The sequence below is a fragment of the Neptuniibacter sp. SY11_33 genome, assembly GCF_047778025.1.
Classification (GTDB): domain Bacteria; phylum Pseudomonadota; class Gammaproteobacteria; order Pseudomonadales; family Balneatricaceae; genus Neptuniibacter.
Map to the genome: position 1 here is coordinate 1,687,723 of NZ_CP180543.1, position 17,978 is coordinate 1,705,700.

At 43.6% G+C, this 17,978-nt stretch carries 14 protein-coding genes; 6 read left to right on the top strand and 8 right to left on the bottom strand.

What is annotated here, in order from left to right:
- The first annotated feature begins 2 nt into the window (after positions 1 to 2).
- From ACMXYV_RS07960 to ACMXYV_RS07975, 4 genes are all read left to right on the top strand, one after another.
- Positions 3 to 761 carry a hypothetical protein gene (locus tag ACMXYV_RS07960; RefSeq protein WP_415891241.1) on the top strand — a complete coding sequence of 253 codons (759 nt, stop codon included), beginning with the start codon at positions 3 to 5 and terminating at the stop codon, positions 759 to 761.
- Between the two features lie 29 nt (positions 762 to 790).
- Complete coding sequence (locus ACMXYV_RS07965; RefSeq protein ID WP_415891242.1) at positions 791 to 1,078, top strand: type VI secretion system PAAR protein; 288 nt, start codon at positions 791 to 793, stop codon at positions 1,076 to 1,078.
- 141 nt (positions 1,079 to 1,219) lie between these two features.
- Complete coding sequence (locus tag ACMXYV_RS07970) at positions 1,220 to 1,936, top strand: hypothetical protein (RefSeq protein ID WP_415891243.1); 717 nt, start codon at positions 1,220 to 1,222, stop codon at positions 1,934 to 1,936.
- A 159-nt stretch (positions 1,937 to 2,095) separates the two neighbouring features.
- Complete coding sequence (locus ACMXYV_RS07975) at positions 2,096 to 3,379, top strand: hypothetical protein (protein ID WP_415891244.1); 1,284 nt, start codon at positions 2,096 to 2,098, stop codon at positions 3,377 to 3,379.
- A gap of 151 nt (positions 3,380 to 3,530) precedes the next feature.
- On the opposite strand, the gene ACMXYV_RS07980 is transcribed toward ACMXYV_RS07975, so the two are convergent.
- The 8 genes from ACMXYV_RS07980 to ACMXYV_RS08015 all read right to left on the bottom strand — a co-directional run bounded on the left by ACMXYV_RS07980 (position 3,531) and on the right by ACMXYV_RS08015 (position 14,256).
- The gene (locus tag ACMXYV_RS07980; RefSeq protein ID WP_415891245.1) at positions 3,531 to 3,809 is read right to left on the bottom strand and encodes a hypothetical protein; all 279 of its coding nucleotides are present in this window, start codon (positions 3,807 to 3,809) and stop codon (positions 3,531 to 3,533) included.
- Positions 3,810 to 3,852: 43 nt separating this feature from the next.
- Positions 3,853 to 4,839 carry a hypothetical protein gene (locus ACMXYV_RS07985; protein WP_415891246.1) on the bottom strand — a complete coding sequence of 329 codons (987 nt, stop codon included), beginning with the start codon at positions 4,837 to 4,839 and terminating at the stop codon, positions 3,853 to 3,855.
- 26 nt (positions 4,840 to 4,865) lie between these two features.
- Positions 4,866 to 5,852 carry a hypothetical protein gene (locus ACMXYV_RS07990; protein ID WP_415891247.1) on the bottom strand — a complete coding sequence of 329 codons (987 nt, stop codon included), beginning with the start codon at positions 5,850 to 5,852 and terminating at the stop codon, positions 4,866 to 4,868.
- 27 nt (positions 5,853 to 5,879) lie between these two features.
- Positions 5,880 to 6,872 (bottom strand): hypothetical protein, encoded by a 993-nt coding sequence (locus tag ACMXYV_RS07995; RefSeq protein WP_415891248.1) that lies wholly within the window; start codon positions 6,870 to 6,872, stop codon positions 5,880 to 5,882.
- 11 nt (positions 6,873 to 6,883) lie between these two features.
- Positions 6,884 to 10,426, bottom strand: a complete 3,543-nt coding sequence (locus ACMXYV_RS08000) for a hypothetical protein (protein WP_415891249.1) — start codon at positions 10,424 to 10,426, stop codon at positions 6,884 to 6,886.
- A 261-nt stretch (positions 10,427 to 10,687) separates the two neighbouring features.
- Positions 10,688 to 11,182, bottom strand: coding sequence for a hypothetical protein (locus ACMXYV_RS08005; protein ID WP_415891250.1), 495 nt, complete (start codon positions 11,180 to 11,182; stop codon positions 10,688 to 10,690).
- Between the two features lie 90 nt (positions 11,183 to 11,272).
- Positions 11,273 to 12,139 carry a DUF4123 domain-containing protein gene (locus tag ACMXYV_RS08010; RefSeq protein ID WP_415891251.1) on the bottom strand — a complete coding sequence of 289 codons (867 nt, stop codon included), beginning with the start codon at positions 12,137 to 12,139 and terminating at the stop codon, positions 11,273 to 11,275.
- The gene (locus ACMXYV_RS08015) at positions 12,136 to 14,256 is read right to left on the bottom strand and encodes a type VI secretion system Vgr family protein (RefSeq protein WP_415891252.1); all 2,121 of its coding nucleotides are present in this window, start codon (positions 14,254 to 14,256) and stop codon (positions 12,136 to 12,138) included. Before ACMXYV_RS08015 ends, ACMXYV_RS08010 begins: the two co-directional genes overlap by 4 nt.
- A gap of 349 nt (positions 14,257 to 14,605) precedes the next feature.
- On the opposite strand from ACMXYV_RS08015, the gene tagH reads away from it, so the two are divergent.
- Both tagH and ACMXYV_RS08025 read left to right on the top strand, forming a co-directional pair.
- Complete coding sequence (gene tagH / locus ACMXYV_RS08020; protein WP_415891253.1) at positions 14,606 to 16,078, top strand: type VI secretion system-associated FHA domain protein TagH; 1,473 nt, start codon at positions 14,606 to 14,608, stop codon at positions 16,076 to 16,078.
- A 50-nt stretch (positions 16,079 to 16,128) separates the two neighbouring features.
- Entirely contained in the window at positions 16,129 to 17,904 is a 1,776-nt protein-coding gene (locus ACMXYV_RS08025) for a ShlB/FhaC/HecB family hemolysin secretion/activation protein (RefSeq protein WP_415891254.1), read from the top strand.
- Positions 17,905 to 17,978: the final 74 nt, after the last annotated feature.

Below are 17,978 nucleotides of genomic sequence, written 5' to 3' on the forward strand. Positions count from 1 at the left end.
GAATGGCAACAACACTTCTAACATTAAGTAGACAGCACTCGGCTGGAAAGATCTCAACCGCTGACTACCGAGCGCAACGTCGTAAGCTGGTGAATGAGCAAGTTTTTCAGGTGGAAGATTGCACGCAACCGGGTTTTGTTAATGAGCCTGAATTAGCCGAAGTGGCTGACTCAACTTTACCTCCCGCTCAAACAGCGGATGAGCAAAGTGCGAATCAAGCTGCTCCTTTTTACCATCCGAATTCGTCTGCTGTCATACCAGAACCTTCACAAACACCGGCTTATACAATAAGCGAGAGATCTGAAAATCCGGTAGAGAGTAGTACGTTAAATACACGGAAAAGGCTTGAGGAATTGTCAAAACCTAAGTCTGAGACGGCCTATAATCATCAACCTGCTGAAGCACAGCATGTCTCATATAAAAAGATATTATTAGCGTTGTTAATCGGCTTGGTCGTGACATCAATTATTACCGGCACCATGTTACTAACGCGAGATGAAAGGCCAGCCATCGCTGTAGAAGACCCATTAATCACCAGTACCAACCTGCTTTTGGATAATCCCGATTGGCAGGTCGTCGATCTCAGAGTCTACCGAGTCCAGATAAAAGCGCAGAATCGCCCCATGCTGCCAGAACAGCACGCGCTTTTAGATTCAGTGAATCTCTATCTATCTGTACCGCTAGGCGGCACTGCTAGCGAACTAGATGTAGAGGTTCAGTTACTTAAAGAAGATCTATTGGTACTAAGAAACGTTAAATAAAGAATTGGAATTTTTCTAAGGAGAGAATCATGTCAAAAGCGGCCCGTTTAGGCGATATAGGCTCAGGCCATGGATGTTTCCCACCTACACCTGTCATTGCTGGAAGTGGCGATGTAGTAATCAACGGAATTCCTGCAGCAAGGCAAGGTGATCCACTAGCTCCTCATGGCTGCGGCAATTGCCCTCCACATGGCCGATCTATATCCGGTGGCTCGGGCACTGTATTTATCAATGGCAAGCCTGCTGCCAGAGTAGGTGATGGCATTGATTGTGGCGGCTCGATAGCAGCTGGATCGGGTGATGTGATTATTGGTTGAAGTCATTATTGACTAGCTTTAAAGCCTTTTCAACATTGAATCGGGACAAAGTAATTATAATTTACACAGCCTTTCAGGATACAAAATTAGTTTTTTAGTGATTATGGGGCTGATTGAGTTTTTATATAATGGGATCGCATGATGGATGTTGCTTTAATTGTAATTAGTCTTATTTTTTTAATTTCTAGCGTTTGTGCTGTAGTTTATTACCTTTTTAGAATAAGGAAAGAACGCCTTGATAATAATCAAGAACCTTCCGTTTACTTGGATCAAAGAGAACTTAATTCTATTTTTTATGAATTTTTATTAGATGAAGATGGAATTAAAAATAGCTGGAATAGAAAAATATCATTTATAAAACTTATTTTTATAACAATCCCTTCATTTTTGTTGATACTTTGCTTATCTTTGTTTTTCTATTATCCAGTAGGTGGTGATGAGAGGCTTACGGTTATTATTTTTGCTTCTTTTGTTTTTTGTTTTGAACTAATGGGATTTGGGTGGTTGTACTACTTTAAAAGAATATATAAAAATCTAAAGGAAACCTTGAAACGGGATGATCTTGTTTTCTATCAAATGAATAAGGGTGATGAATATTCTGCTGTCTTTTGTAGAGAGGGAGTTTTGATTAATGGTAAAATTAAAAACTGGTCTCATTTTTTTATTTTCTATGATAATGAAAGTAATGTTATTTGGATCCTTTTTGGTGGCTATAAAAATAAAGATGGATCGTATTCAGGAATTACGGTTCATCAGAATGGTGGGACATACAATACTGTACAGCAGATGCATATTTCCCTTCCTAATGGCTTTGATATAGACGTGTTCTCACCAGCTCTAAAATATGCATCCGGATGAACCTAGATTTATAGGTAATGGAACGACTTCTCAATTTTTAATTGGTTCAGAGTAAATTTAATTTTGTTCATACTGAGCATTTACTGTGACCCTAACTAACCCAAAACTGTTATTTTGTAGCAGTTGAGTGTTTTACTGCATTTATTTAAAGGGATCCTAATGCCGATTTTTGGATTTGTTAATTGTAAGCTTTTATTTCGTATGAGTTTAATGTTTGCTTTCAGTATTACACTGACGGCATGCGACGATGAGCCTTCACCATTCTTGTGGGAGCCAAACTCACAAGAAGCGAGCTTGTTAACAAAAGAAGAAGCTGAACTGTCTCTTGATAGTTGGTTAAAAAAAGCACCTTTTGATGAATTATGGGATCCCTATGCCAACCATGATGCCAACACTAATATCTATACGAACGTTAATGTAGTTTTTCCATTTATGGATAAATGGCATAACTCATTTGGTAAGATTGATAGTTATACAGCTTTTAAGACTAAAGCTAGCGTCTATTATGCAGATCCTGAATGGTCTGGAACAGTACTAGTGTGGGCTGGTTTAAAGAACCAAAAAATGCCCTTTTATTTGAAAAAATCAAATACTGAAAAGGTTAGCATCTCTACACCAGGTAATAACGACTTCGCAAAAAGTCTGAATGGTCTACAGCACTCAAATGTTGATTTTGATACGACTAGAACTTTCTCTGAAACAAGCATTGAGCGTCAAGCAGTGTTATGGGGCTCTCGTATAGGGGCAGACCATTTCTTAACAGGATTTCTTGAACGCGGTAATTTAGTGTTTTTAGTAGCTTTTCCATGTAATGGTGAGCAAGTAGAACTGTGTGCGGATAAGTTAGGTCAGGTATCTAGTTCGCTATCTCTGAATGTTACTGCTTGGGAGAATTTAACAGCTGAAGACTTAGAAAAAGAGGAGCAGGATTTCTTTTTCAACACGAAACAGCATAATGTTTTTGAAAGACATGAAATATTCAAAGACCGAGGTATTTTTAAACCAAGAATTAAAGTGACAATGAATGGGCATCCATTCCGTAAAAATGAGGGCATTGACCGGCATGATAAGGTGGTATTTGACTATCAAAAAGCTACCGGTGATGTTCGAGTTATCATTCATAAACCTCAGGAAATCCCATCAGAAAAATTAGGTGATAACACTGCTGAACAGTATCTTCAGGATTTATATTCTAGTAAAAAACGCTATCGCATTGATTATGAACCTGATTACAAGCCCCGAAATTATGAATCAGGTAGAATTGCTTATTTTGATGAAACGATAAAGGATAAAGTGCACAGTATTACTGCGTATACTTTTTTAAAACAAAAGCATGTTCTTAAGATAGTGTATGAATTTCCGGTTGGAGATGAGCAGGCTCGCATAACAGCAGAGCGCTTTATTACTATGATTGATTTGCCATACTTTTTTGATGATGAATAAATTTAGGAACTATATTGCTCGAGAGTGGCTTGGACGCTGCGTTTCTAGTGGATAGTCCCCAAGCCTTTTCAATCTTGAACGAGGCCAGAGGACATTTAATGCTATTCATACTAAAAATTACTCTGACTCCAACTTTTTTGAATTGGTGGTATTAAAGTATTCCTGGTAGTGATACCGGTGAAGATAGGAAGAATAAAAAAACGGCTAAGTAAAATAGCGCATGTATTCCTGCGATTGCGCCTGAAACTAACTTAACACGCCGGGATTTAGCACCAATACATATAAAAAGAAAAATTAGTCCAATAACCCAGCCTGCATAGACAAGGTACATACCTGTTAATATTTCTCCATCAGGTAGAGATAAAACAATCATCAGAACGACCATGGTCAGCACAAAGCAATTTAGTATCCATTGGTAAATCACGCGCATAAAAATCCCTTTTTATTCAGTCCGCTTATTCTTTACGCTGGTTTCATCCAGCTTGAGTACCGCCATTAAAGAGATCGATCTCTGGGCCTTGGGTGGGCTTAAAGCGTTGCTCGGCTTGGAGTTCAAGCAGTGCTTCTTCAAACTCGACATCATCCATGGAGAACCAGTAATCAGGCTTACGGTTGTTTTTTGCATCCCAAGCAGCTGTTGTAGGGTCTTTTGCTCTGGCTGGTTCTAGTTCTGGGACATCAGGCATCGGCTGGCTGGTGTCCATATAGCGCTGTATCAGGTTCCAGATCCGCTTTAACTCATCCGGTTGTTCGCTGGCGGTGAAGGTATGCAGGGGAATACTGTCGGAGTACCGATGATAACGGTGTACCAGATGGAGTTGATAGCTGAGTATTCCCTGATGATTGGGGCTACTGACTAGATAACAGTCGAACTCTGAGAACGGGTGACTGTAGAGCTCTTTATTGTTTTTGTGGCGAATTACATTACCGGTGCTGCGGCTGAAGGTAAAATATTTAACCGCTTTCATAAACCATGGCATGGGTAAATACCCGCGACCCGAGGCTTCAAAGTAGCCCCAGATTAGGACTGAGGGGAGGAAAACGAAAGGTATAAATATATAGAGAGCTTCTTTTATTTCAGAAGCGCCCCAGTTTTCGAAGAGTATGAAGTGCAGAAGAGTAAGGACAGATGCAGGGCCTACGAATATACAAAAACCTTTACCTATTGCGGCAAGGTAAAAGTAAATTAATCCCCATTTATTTAATGATCCCGCACTATACTGATTCTCATCCCAGTGTGTTTCGTCTTTATTTTCTTGTAAACGTTGCTTGATCTCTGCTGGTGTGGGGTCCTCAATCATACTGACGGGAACCGTTTCGTTGGCCTGACTCCAAGGCAGCGGATCGCCGCCCTGTAGAAGTTTTGTCAGGGCTCCCTGTTCTGGGCGTGGTTTCTTGTTGCTGAAGTGCTGACTATTCCAGACCGTTTCGGGATAGGACTTTATCTGTTGGAGGTCCATTTCTGTCCGTTCTTCCCTGCTTGTTTTCAAGCTTGAGTGCCGCCATTAAAGAGATCGATCTCTGGGCCTTGGGTGGGCTTAAAGCGTTGCTCTGCTTGGAGTTCAAGTAGCGCTTCTTCAAACTCGTCATCATCCATGGAGAACCAGTAATCAGGCTTACGGTTGTTTTTTGCATCCCAAGCTGCGGTGGTAGGGTCTTTTGTTCTGGCGGGTTCAAGTTCCGGTACATCAGGCATCGGCTGGCTGGTGTCCATATAGCGCTGGATCAGGTTCCAGATACGCTTTAACTCATCCGGTTGTTCACTGGTGGTGAAGGTATGTAGGGGAATGCTGTCGGAGTAGCGATGATATCGGTGTACCAGATGAAGTTGATAGCTGAGTATTCCCTGATGGTTGGGGCTACTGACCAGATAACAGTCAAACTCCGAGAAAGGGTGGCTGTAAAGCTCTTTATTGTTTTTATAACGTGTCACCCTGCCAGTGCTACGGCTGAAGGTAAAATGTTTAACTGCTTTCATAAACCAAGGCATGGGCAAGTATCCACGGCCCGAAGCTTCGAAGTAGCCCCAGATTAGGGCTGAAGGGAGGAATATATATACTGTATATACGTATATAGTGCTTGTAAGGTCAGCGTATTGAAGTGTTTCGTGAATTATTGGTAAGACAATTATGGTTAAAATAAACACTGGACCTAGTATTACTACTGCACCTTTAGCAAACATAGTTAAATAAAAATAGATCCACCCCCATTTATTTAATGACCCTGCATTGTATTGGTTTTCATCCCAGTGGGTTTCGCCTTTATTTTCTTGTAAACGTTGCTTGATCTCGGCTGGTGTTGGTTCCTCAATCATGCTTACAGGAACTGTTGCATTAGCCCGGCTCCACGGCAGCGGATCGCCGCCTTGTAGAAGCTTTGTCAGGGCTCCCTGTTCGGGCCGGGCTTTCTGACAGGCAAAACTTTCACTGTTCCAGACCGTTTCGTGATAGGGCTTTATCTGTTGGAAGTCCATTTCTGTCCATTCATTCCTTTAGTGCTATCAAGCTTGAGTGCCGCCATTAAAGAGATCGATCTCTGGGCCTTGGGTGGGCATAAAGCGTTGCTCGGCTTGGAGTTCAAGTAGTGCCTCTTCAAACTCGACATCATCCATGGAGAACCAGTAATCTGGTTTGCGATTGTTTTGAGCATCCCAAGCGGCGGTGGTAGGGTCTTTTGCTCGGGCAGGTTCCAGTTCCGGTACATCGGGCATTGGTTGGCTGGTGTCCATATAGCGCTGGATCAGGTTCCAGATGCGCTCTAACTCATCCGGTTGTTCGATGGTGGTGAAGGTATGCAGAGGGATGCTATCGGAGTAGCGATGATAACGGTGTACCAGGTGGAGTTGATAGCTCAGTATGCCCTGATGATTGGGACTGCTGACTAGATAACAGTCGAACTCTGAGAACGGGTGACTGTAGAGCTCTTTATTGTTTTTATAACGTGTAACCATGCCAGTGCTACGGCTGAAGGTGAAATGTTTAACCGCTTTCATAAACCAGGGCATGGGCAAGTATCCACGGCCCGAGGCTTCGAAGTACCCCCAGATTAGGCCGCATGGTAAAAAAATATAAATAAGAAAAAAAAGCATAATTTCGAAGAAACCGAGGAAGTCAATGGTTTCGTCAATAAATACTAAGAAAAGTGTGGAAACAACAGATAAAGGAGCGAGCATTGTGCAAACGCCTTTAGAAATCGCAGCAAGGTAAAAGTAGATGAGTCCCCATTTATTTAACGACCCTGCACTGTACTGGTTCTCATCCCAATGGGTTTCGCCATTATTCTCTTGTAAACGTTGCTTGATTTCGGCTGGTGTGTGTTCCTCAATCATGCTTACAGGAATTGTTGCATTAGCCCGGTTCCACGGTAGCGGATCGCCTCCCTGTAGAAGCTTTAGTAGAGCTCCTTGTTTGGGGCGCGGTTTCTGACAGGCAAAACTTTCACTGTTCCAGGCGCTGCCTTGATAGCTATCTTGCTGTGTTTCTATTTTATTCATCATAAGTCCTGTTACTGTTCCCAGCCAAATTCATCGGCCCACCAGTATTCCCCTTTTTTAAAGGTCGGTGTGGTACTGGGGCTGCCGGCTTCTTCCTCTTTGTTTAACGGCGGGGTGGGGAAGGTATGATCACCAATCTGTAGTTGGGCCCTCGTATGGAAATGAGCTTTATATTTGTAGCTGTAAGCGTTATTTCCTAGGAACTGGTATTCCATGTTGTCTCTAGGTACGGTTTTGTTGAATCGATAGAAGAAAATATGGCCGTTATCTCGCTTATGTTGATCGAGCAAAAGAGCGTCAGTAGAGTCGACCTGTTCGACACCCTCCGTTGGTTTATGATCACCTATGCGGCTGAATTTTTGGGTGCTAGTTAAGATGGCCTGTCGAGCATAGAAGTGAAGGGTTGGGTGCTCTGAGCTACTCAAACCAAACAGGTTACTGGTGAGCCATACGCCGTGGGTAACGCCCTTGCCTGCCAATTTCCTGCGTTGCTCGTCGGATAACTCGATCTGATCTATCGGGTAGGTTTTAATCCGTAGGTTCATAATAAGGTTGATAAAATGCTGCCAGGCCTTGTCCGGTTGTTGCAGGTATTTATAGTCACCTGTTTGGTCAGGACGTGCGCCAAAGGGGCCGTTTTTAAGCCAGGTTTCCATGGGGCTGTCCTTAAACAGCATATAGAGGCCAAAGCCTACCAGTGCTATGGTTAGTCCGATCCAACCCAGAGGACTCATCAGGAAGGTGGCAGTATAGAGGCTGCCGAAGGTAGACAGGCCGGTGCCAAGTGCGACCATCGCCATGGCAGCGGCGGCATCTTTATCTTGAGCGGAAATTAATAGGCAGGTATCCCATACGGCCACCGCTGTGGTTAAGGCGCCTCCCACTACTCCGGCAATTTTGATTCGGCTGAGGTTCCTTTCAAGATGCAAACCTAAAGAGGGCGCGGACAGGAATCTGACAGCACTTGGGGGTAATTTTATAATGGTCTTGGTTGTATAAGTGGCTAAACGGCCTGTTTCTCGTGTCAGAAAATTTGAGGCGTTTATTATTGCGACACTAAGATCAGTAAAAGCACTTGAGATAGAAATACCTTTGTATACCTTTCCATGTCTTTCATTAAACCCAGCCATAGTCCTTTGCAAATTGACGATCTCCAGCGCAACTATAAAGTAGGGCATTCCCAGCGACGCATAGGCTTGCCCAGCAGTTGCGATTTTCTTGGTCTGGGGTTCGAGTTTGTCTGCCAGATCAGCCTCTTTCATTAATTGTTCGGTCTTCATCTGGGTAATAGGGTTATTCTCTGGTACCACCAGCAACTTCAGATCGACTTTACTGCTGACGGCAGCGCCTTGTAGCTTGGTGCCTTTGAGGCTACGTTGATTGGTGGATGCGATTAGTTTATCGTTGCTATCCCTGAGTACGCCGTAATGTCTACCGGCTGCTTGCTTACGCTGCCCTTCGGTTAGGCCAAAATTTAGCCCCGCTTGTTTACTGTGTACTCCAACAACATTGGCACTTGCAATAGCTTCGCCGGAGGTGGGGATATAGGTTGCTTGGCCCATGCTATCCGGTGCCATCAGCTTACTAAGACGGAGATTGTCAAGGTAGGCGGCTCGGAATTCGACAGTTTCGACCATTTGGCTAAGGCTGGCGCGGGCAGTCGCTTTGTTCTGCAGCGCTAGCATAGCCGTATAAAAACCACTGAGGATACCATCAGCGGTATTTAGGATACGGCGGCTGAGGCCAAAGCCGTCTTCACTGTTTTCGCTGCTTTTAATGTTATCGCTCAGCAATAGTGCCTGATCACGGTTTTCTATCTGGTCATCTAGCAATAGGGTGTCACCGGCCCAGCGTGCTACATTGTTTGCGGTTGCTTGACCACTACCATCGTTTATTGGCGCGGGTGGGGTGTAGGCTATTTCCAGTGGGACCTGATCCTTAGGTGGGTAGAGCAAAGCATGCAGTGGGTGGAAGATACCTTGGTTGTAGAAATTGGCGATAATGCCATAGCCAGGCCAGTCTTGCGGTTGCTGGTTGTCTTGCAGCGGATCGATAGCGGCGAGGTTAAGGCTCAAGGCTTGGAAAGCATTACCGACGAGACGATAGGCACCAGGGGCGCCGCGTTCTAAGCTGGTGAAATCTCGCATTGCCGCAGCGGTGGCAGGGTTATTAATCGTTTTGCCAAGGTTTTTTTGGAATTGCTCCATATCCTTATGACAGCGTTGACGCTCTATAGTGCGTAGTGTGCGCTGAAATACCCCAATAGGACTGTAGTTAAAGCTATCTAAGTGCTTGTGGTTAGGGTTTTCTTCACCGTTTGGCAGTTTATCTGGTACGACAAAACGTTGTACCAGTTCCGCACTCTGAAAGTATTTCTGCTGACCAGCATCGTCCATTATATGGAACAGACAGGAACTAACCTGCATGGCCATACTGGTGTGATGACGGAGTTCAAATATTGGATCGGATAACACGATAAGTTTCAGCTGACGGGTTCTGGCATCTGCTAGGTAGTCGATTGAACTACGGGCTTGCCAGAGACTGTCTTCCTGACTATCAGCATTTAATTGTTTGTTGTATTGGGCTGCGCGGGCACCGTATTCGTATCGCTGCTGAGTGCCATTTTCCAGTGTCGATAGGAGATCGCTGCTGTCTTGACGAAGTGCGTTGACCTCGTAACTTACACCGTCGTATAGATTGTATAGGTGGTTGCCACTGAGATCGCGGTTATAGAGGCTGGGATCGGCTAGGTTTTCTTCTATTTCCGGCTCACGTAGGCGCATCGTCTTCAAAGTGGTGTTCAGCTTTTCACCTAGCGTATTAATGCTTTGGTGAGTAATAACGCTAGTACGTAGTTTGAGGATGATCTGGTTTTCAGGTTTTTCTAGAAAGTTCAGGTACGCAGCGCTCCATTGAACCTCTGAGTAGGCAACATATAAACGCTGAGAACTACCATTGGCTTTGGTTGGCAGCCAGATATCTTTTAGTGGTTTGCCAACAGCTTTACGTGGCTCTTTTTTAAATGGCTTTTCAAAGCCTTCACGGTGCTGGTAAAGGTGGGTGTCGCGAAACTCTGGACCTATACTTTCCTTGTTTATAACTTCAATCTCGCGCCATAACTGATTGTCTTTAAAAATATAAAGGTAACCATTACGCGTAGGAGCCATATGTTGCTCTGGGTATTGCGCTGGTTGAACGCTAGGAAGAACGGTTAGAGGAACGACCGCCTGAAGATGATAATTCTGTTCATGATTATTCTCTTTCTGTTGGTATTTCTGTTCATCAACCGAGGTAAACAGGGGCAGTTTGATTGGTCCGCCTTCGTCACATTCAATGCTGAGCCACACGTTGCGTTTTTCGGTTTCAGGTGTCCAGTTCCAGCTAAAAACACTATAGCCAGCGACTTCAACTAACTTCTGTTTGGCTTCGATCTGTTCCTGTTGTGCTTGATCGGTGTGATCGTAGAATTGAAATGACTGCGTGGTATCGTGGCTGATGCCATTGACGCTGATGAAAAAATCGCAGTCTAAACAGGAGCTCTTTGGACGTGACATCTGAATTATTCCTTTAATTCACAAACCGTCTGGTGACAGACGCAGTGTATAACGCTATTGGCTTCGCTGCCTTAGGCATGCGAAGTTTAAGGCATATGTTCTTAAGTGTTAATAGGTATTGTTTAGAATGCTTTTATGACATCCCAAACAGTCACTCAATCATATTGATAACCTAGGTTTAGGTTCGACTTTATAAGTTCATGGGTTCCATTGAGAGCTAGGCCAAAAGCCGGATCTGACCCAGAGAATTTCGATCATTAGTCATAGCTCGAGATCAATATTAAGTAGGTCAGCTCCCCAGTAAAGGAGGTCTTGTACCCAGCGATGGAACTTATTGTGTTCTGGGTTCAATGCGCAATTTTTAGCTCGAAATATGCGATCAACCTTGCCGTATTCAAATCCAATATCTAAAAAATCCAAGTAGTTTGTATAAGGATCGTAATAGATCGATAGCGATTTGCTTTCATCGTACTTGTGAACTAAATCCCATGACAGCGTGACTGATCTGGAGTTGTAATATTTATAGTTGTGATAATCATAGTAGTGTAAATATGTTTCTGACTTCGGATAATTCTCTGGGGTAGTTTTTAAACTATCAATTACCTGTGGGAAAGTATCTCCGATGCTTATGCCATAGCCTCCGCCCTCGGTTATTAAATCGTTAATCGATTCATACTTACATTTACCTATGCCAAACAATGTTAGTGAGACCAAGGCTAGTACCAAAGCTAAGGTCAAGTATTTAAAAATTCTCACAATTTTTCCCTAATTAAATGCTTGTTAGGAGCTGTACACACCCGAAAGCCATTGGCTCGACAGTCATGCGCAAGCTTTGGTTCGAGGTTTTTACCCGTAAAACTCCATACCCTGTTGTTGCATCCTTTCTAGCAGCGATAAACGTTGGGTTTTGTCTAACTTTTTAAGCTGGGCTAATAGCTTTTTCGCGTGATCAGGGTGTTGGTTGATCGCGTGGAAAAATAGATGGGTCATCTCTGTGTTATTAAACATGTCGAGGGTTTCAGCCTGTATGGTCAGTGCTCGTATGTTTTTGAATTCAGAGAGGCTTAACTCAATCTCATCACTTGATTGCCAGTTAAGGATCAGTTGATCGATCGGCCCAATCTTTAAAGCTGATTGTTGTGTTTCGGTTAGCGCGTAATCTTGGTTGGTATTTACAACTTGTAGCTGATTATCAGCTGCTTCATTAGTTTGGACTCTCCAAGCGATCTCATCTTGAATGTTTGCTAACGGTGAATGCCAGATAATGGCGCTGATGCAGTTCATCCATTCAAGGGTGTCGGCTTTAGATGATTCTGAGAGCAGGTAATGAGCCACGGCGGGAAGCTGGTAGTGCAGTACGCCTTTTTGTTCATTTCCAAATTTTACAAACAATCGATTACGGAGCAGTGTGATCAATTGTGAAAAGCTAACCTCTGTTGGCGCATAGATTAAGATCCCTTGCCAACCTGTTTTTGTTTCGGCGTTATGTTCAAACACTTTTAGAATCGCGCTCTGTTCTTTGATTTCGCACAGCCATGGGCTGGCATGACTCAAAGACTCTAGTGGAGTTGTTTCAAATAGAGGCGCTCGATAGGTATCAGTGTTTGCATAGAGATCGCGCAGCATCTCTTTATGAGGGCTTGCTAGTAGATTCAGGCGCTGAGAACTATCGATATCTGTTTTTAGCCGAGTTATTAGATTATTGAGCTTCATTTGTTGTTACCGCACGGGCAGTGGCTTAGCGGGCAGCTACCATCTTTTTGTAGCTGGCACATTTCGGTAATTGGGAGGTTCGCTTGGCGATCACTCTCCATGCGGTGGGCCATAAGTGCAGATGAACTCCAGGGTGATTCGGTAGCCAACTGCGGCGTCACATTACCTGCTTTATCTATATCCGCTTCAAGCGGTGGTGTTGGTGGAATAGGTGAGGCTTTTTGCGCCGAAGGTGCTGAGCCGCCTGAATTAAGGTTTACCTTTGCGCCATTAACCGTAACGCCGCCCGGGTTTACATTTATTCCGCTGCCGCCAGCGGATAAAACCATATCAACACCAGCCTCAAGTACGATTTTATTACCCGCTTTAATATGGATATTTTGACCGGCACCGGTGGTTTGGTTCTGTTTGATCTGGATATGACGTTCTTTATCGACAATGAGGTGCTGATCGTTATCGCTTTGACGATGGAAGTTGCCGTCGGTTAAGGCGTTTTCCTTCGCGCGGAATTCACGGTATTCGTTGTTGACCTGTATCCAATGGTGATCTTGACCGACCCATTCTTTGTGATCGTTTTTAACGCGTTGGTCAAAGTCTTTTTGTGCGTGAATGAAAACTTGTTCCTGAGCTTTTAAGTCTTCGATGCGTATTTCATTAAAACCTTCTCCGCCTTTTGTGGAGTTGGTTTTAATGGTGCTCATGGTTTTGCACTCTGGAAGCGGGTAAGGGGTGCGGTTTAAACCGTGATAGACCCTGCCGGTAATGATAGGGCGGTCGGGATTACCATCTAGGAAATCGACAATGACCTCTTCACCAATGCGTGGAATAAAGATACCACCGAAAGCACCGCCTGCGTGGTTTTGGCTTACCCGAATCCAGCAGGAGCTTTGTTCATCCATCTGACCTTCGCGATCCCAATGGAATTGCACTTTAACGCGGCCGTGTTCGTCGGTGTAAATCTCTTCACCTTCGGGACCGGTAACAATTGCAGTTTGGGTGCCTTTTATTTTGGGGCGAGGTATTTTTCTTGCTGGGGTAAAAGGCGTTGTAAAAGGTATACCGTGAATAAGGTTGGTATATTTAGAGCCTTCGGTTGTTGCGCCAACTTCTAATACTTGTGGTTGCGCACAATTATGCTCAATATGAGTAATTAAATACTCAATATTATGTGTTTCAACTTCGTGATCAGTTAATTCAAAACTATAGCCAGGTAGCAATCTATTAATATCTGATTCGGCAATAATATGTTTTCTAAAACTATTATTCGCTTGGTTTAAATTCGTTGATAAACCATCACCACGATCGGATTCAATAAACTCACCAGGGTATTCGTAGATCTCCAAAGGGGTATCTAGTTCGTGGATATCATCAGAAGCTAGAGTGAGATTGGGCTTTTTAAAGTCGTAATCTCGTATGGATACTTTGCCACTTTTAACGGCCTCTCTGTAGCGGAACTTGAAGATGTGCTGTTCGCGGACAGCGCCTTGAGCATCATGAAAGTAGGGGAGCTCTTTTTCGCCGCTAATTGCATGGTTTGTCAGTGATGAATCCGTAAAGACAAGGATGTGCTTGTCATAGTGGTGTTCGAAGTAGTAGTGAATCCCTTCGAATTCTAACAGACGTTGAATAAAGTCTTTATCGCTTTCTCTGTACTGAACGCAGTATTCCCTAGGTGCATAGGAATTGCTAAGCTCAAAACGGAATTCATCAGTCTGTAGACCTGATTCTGTAAGGGTTTGGGTGAGGATCTCTTGTACAGATTTAAATTGAAATATACGGCTGTTTATTCGATAACGAAGCGGCCATAACTTGGGAACAAGGGTGATGTAATAGGTGGTTTGCTTAACCCCGGTTTCACCTAGTTCTGCGGTAGAAATGATGCCGTGGATGTAGCGAGTATGCTCATTTTCATCGCAGCTTTGATCTAGAAGCTTTATTACTGCTGAGCGGTTAAGAAGTGAGACGAGGTCTATTTCTGGGTTTTCAGATACAACTTCTAACGATATTTCAAAAGCCGTTGAGAGTGTCTCAAAACCACTCATGCGGACGAGTTGAAAGGTATCGTCTTGCTCTGCAATGTTAAAGAAAAAGCGTTCTTCATCCGCTTTCAGAAACATGTAAGTTCCCTCTTATGTTCCTATAGGTTTGGCCAGTGAAAAAATAAAGATGCTTCCCGCATCTAAATAAAGTTTGCCACCATAACCTAATGCATTAAATAAGTTAATTGTTTTTGTTAGCAGGTTATATGCCAAAGTAATAATCTTTGTTTTTGAATTAATGTTCGTTTTATTATTGCGAATAAAAATTCTCATTTACCCAAAAAAAAAGGGGTTTTATGAGGCTTTTATTCTCAGTTTGTTTGCTGTATCTTGCCTGCACAAATTGATCCAAAGGTAGTAAATTACATTAAGTAAGTAGCCTTGTTTCATTTAATACGGATGTTGGTTTTTAATGTAGGGATGATTTATGTCGGCTATTTTGCAGCTCAGACTTATTGCGTTTAGGGGATTGGCGCCAGCTGTTTCTCAAGTGCGTGAGTTTGATCAAGACGAGGTTCTTATCGGTCGTGCGCCAGATAATGACTTTGTGGTCGAAGATCCTGAGCGTTACTGTTCGCGATACCACGCCCGTTGCTACCGCGCCGACAATCAATTCTTTGTTGAAGATACAAGCACTCCTGGTACTCAAGTTAATGCAGGACATCACCTAGGGCGAGGGCATCGTCATCGCTTAGTGAGTGGTGATCTACTGCATATTGGGGAGTGTCAGATTCAAGTTGATCTTATCGAGTCTGCTCAGCCAGTAGCTGCCCAAGAAGTGGGTGCTTTTTCCATCGATGATTTCTTCTCTGATGGTGGTGCCTCTGATCAAATTGAAGCACCTGTAAATAAAGTTCCACTGCCTAATATTCCGCACACGACCTCTGCAGATTTTTACGATTCCATAGCGCCGCAAAATAATATGCCTTCTAGTCATGTTGATGGCTATGAGGTTGAGCCGCACGAGCAACATTTTGCTAATCCAGCTACCGGTGTAAGTATTGAGCAGAATGCTGCCCAGGCTGTAACTATGCAAGCTGTAAATATGGATGATGCGCAAGTAGCGTCTTTCCCAGTAGAGCAGCCTTACATTGAGCAGCATTTTGATGCTTATGATCAGGCTGTTGTGATGCCTGAGGTCAATGCATCACCTGTCAGTCCACAGATCAGTGATGCTGAAGTGCCGACGGTCCCTTCGACGTTTCAACAGGCTCCAGTTCATGAGGCTGTAGTTCAGGAGGCTATAGTTCAGGAGGTTATAGTTCAGCAGGCTTCAGCTAAACAAGGCCAAGCACAGCAAGCTCCTAAAAGAGATGTTGATAGTTTAGCGATTAAAGCATTTTTACAGGGCTTAGATGTTCAACCTTCTGATCTTGTAGGGCGAAATAAAGAAGAGATTATGTTCTCTGCAGGTCAGATGCTGCGAGTTTTAACTCAAGGCATTATGGAGATTTTGCTTAGCCGTAATGATGTAAAAAAAGAGTTTGGCATGGATGTTACTCGCATTGGTGCTCAACAGAATAACCCTCTTAAATTTAGCCAGAATTCAGGTGAAGCGATGATCAAACTGCTGACTGAGGCAGAAGGTTATATGTCTGCACATGAGGCAGTTAAAGAAGGGGTTGTGGATGCAAAAGCTCATCAGGTGGCAGTTATGTCGGGTATGCAGAGCGCGATTGTGTCTATGTTAGAACGTTTTCGACCTGAATCACTTGAAGAGCAATTAACTTCGAAGTTTGTCCTTTCCCGGAAAGGGAAATACTGGGAGATGTATAAGGACGCATACCAGCAACTTGTTTCTGAAGCAGAGGATGATTTTAACGCTCTGTTTGGAGATGAGTTTACGCAGGTTTATCAGCAACAGGTTCGAGAGATCGAGTCGAGTTATTCGCAAGATTAATTTTCCAAATAATAGATTAATGGATTTAGTGTAAAAGGGATTTTGAAGTAGTGAGCAACCGTAATTTAGTAACTTGTTATACCTCTGCATTGTTTGTAGGCATGTCGCTTTCAGTTAATGCTCAGACGCTGCCGGATGCGGCGACTCCAGGTGCAATCAGTGAACCTAAACCTGACCTTCTAGTTAAACCAAATAAAGACCTTCAACTAAGTATTCCTGCTAAGAAGGACCGTCCGCTTGATTTGGATTCTGGTCCAGTAATCCAAGTGCAACGGATATCACTTTATGAGCTTGGTGGTGAGAATAAAGATCAGCAGACACAGGTAATAGACCCGAAGGTTGATCTGATTATTGAAGATCAAATTTCTAAAAATAGTGATGGTTTTACATTAGGCCAGTTACAGAGCCTAACAGATCAGATTACCAACTATTATCGTCAACAAGGCTGGATCCTTGCGACTGTTTATCTGCCAGCTCAAGAGGTTGATTCTGGCGAAGTGGTATTCCATCTACTGCCTGGTAAGTTAGACGAGGTTCGAGCTCAAGGTGAGTCGTCTTATACCGCAGATCAGCTTACCCGCCCGTTTGAAGATTCATTGCAAACGACGCTGGATAAAAACGCGACAGAAGCCTCTCTGCTAACGGTACTGGATTATCCTGGTATTTCAGTTTCGGGTGTTTTGGAGCCGGGTGAGCAAGTAGGCACGACTAACCTGAATCTGTCCGTTAATAGTGAAGATCGCTTTGCTGGGATTATTTATCTGGATAACAAAGGCTCATTTTATTCAGGTGAAGAGCGATTAGGTGCGGGTCTAATTTTTAATAACCCATTCGGTTTGATCGACCAGCTTCGACTAGATGGAATGATTCAAAACAAGCCACAAACAGAGGGTGATGACTCAGTCGATAATGCTTTGTTTGGTGGTATCTCTTATACAGCACGACCATTTGATCCTGCATATGAACTGAGCTTTGAGTATTCAGAGAACCAGTATGATATTGGACGTGAGCTTTCTGCATTTGGTTTTGAAGGTAAAACTAAGCGCACATCATTTGGGTTGAAACGACAGTTAAGACGAAGCCGAACTTTTAATGATTATCTGCGTGTGAATGTAGATTTGAATGATGCTGAAACTTTACGTGCTGGCGAGTCTGAATCTAGAGACAAATTAACGACCTTAGGTTTGTCCTATAACGCCGACTACACAGATGGGTTAATTGGCGGTGGCTACTCTGCGATTCAACTTTCTTATCGACGCGGTCTTGAAGACACTTTTGGCAGCCTAAGTAACGATGATGAGCAGATCAGCCGTCTTGCGGAAAGCGGTCGGGCGCCTATGGATTATTCCAAGTGGAGTCTTAGGGCCTCTCGTTACCAGCGTTTTATTGCAAACACCTCATTGAAAATGCGTTTGAATATGCAGTATTCAGACGATCCTCTTGTATCGCTTGAGCAATTCTCTATCGGTGGCGCGGACAGTGTACGTGCTTATCCCGGTGCGGAGTACATGGCTGATAAAGGCGTATTCGCCAGCCTTGAATGGATTACGCCTGTGCCATTTATTGCAGATAAAAAAGCTTTTGCCGGTCGGACTTGGGGAGATGTGCTGCAATTCTCCGCATTTTTTGATTACGGCAAAGGTTATAAAAACGAGGCGCTTTCCACTGAGATAGAAGAACAAGAGCTTTATGGTTCTGGTATTGGGATTCGATTCGCTCCCCTAGATAACTTGGAGCTTAACATTTCGGTAGCAGAAGCGGGTACGGATAAGCCTAGTAATGGCCGAGAGCCGCAAATATTTGCAGATTTGATCTTCCAGTTTTAAAGGGACATTTAGAAACAATCGGGTTTATCAAATCTAAGTACGAATTTTTATTTTACGAATTAAGGCGCAAGCCA

What these genes read in the sequence shown, in the direction of transcription:
- ACMXYV_RS07960 (WP_415891241.1), top strand. Translation starts at nt 3, where the DNA reads ATGGCAACAACACTTCTAACATTAAGTAGACAGCACTCGGCTGGAAAG.
- ACMXYV_RS07965 (WP_415891242.1), top strand. Translation starts at nt 791, where the DNA reads ATGTCAAAAGCGGCCCGTTTAGGCGATATAGGCTCAGGCCATGGATGT.
- ACMXYV_RS07970 (WP_415891243.1), top strand. Translation starts at nt 1,220, where the DNA reads ATGGATGTTGCTTTAATTGTAATTAGTCTTATTTTTTTAATTTCTAGC.
- ACMXYV_RS07975 (WP_415891244.1), top strand. Translation starts at nt 2,096, where the DNA reads ATGCCGATTTTTGGATTTGTTAATTGTAAGCTTTTATTTCGTATGAGT.
- ACMXYV_RS07980 (WP_415891245.1), bottom strand. Translation starts at nt 3,809, where the DNA reads ATGCGCGTGATTTACCAATGGATACTAAATTGCTTTGTGCTGACCATG.
- ACMXYV_RS07985 (WP_415891246.1), bottom strand. Translation starts at nt 4,839, where the DNA reads ATGGACCTCCAACAGATAAAGTCCTATCCCGAAACGGTCTGGAATAGT.
- ACMXYV_RS07990 (WP_415891247.1), bottom strand. Translation starts at nt 5,852, where the DNA reads ATGGACTTCCAACAGATAAAGCCCTATCACGAAACGGTCTGGAACAGT.
- ACMXYV_RS07995 (WP_415891248.1), bottom strand. Translation starts at nt 6,872, where the DNA reads ATGAATAAAATAGAAACACAGCAAGATAGCTATCAAGGCAGCGCCTGG.
- ACMXYV_RS08000 (WP_415891249.1), bottom strand. Translation starts at nt 10,426, where the DNA reads ATGTCACGTCCAAAGAGCTCCTGTTTAGACTGCGATTTTTTCATCAGC.
- ACMXYV_RS08010 (WP_415891251.1), bottom strand. Translation starts at nt 12,139, where the DNA reads ATGAAGCTCAATAATCTAATAACTCGGCTAAAAACAGATATCGATAGT.
- ACMXYV_RS08015 (WP_415891252.1), bottom strand. Translation starts at nt 14,256, where the DNA reads ATGTTTCTGAAAGCGGATGAAGAACGCTTTTTCTTTAACATTGCAGAG.
- tagH (WP_415891253.1), top strand. Translation starts at nt 14,606, where the DNA reads ATGTCGGCTATTTTGCAGCTCAGACTTATTGCGTTTAGGGGATTGGCG.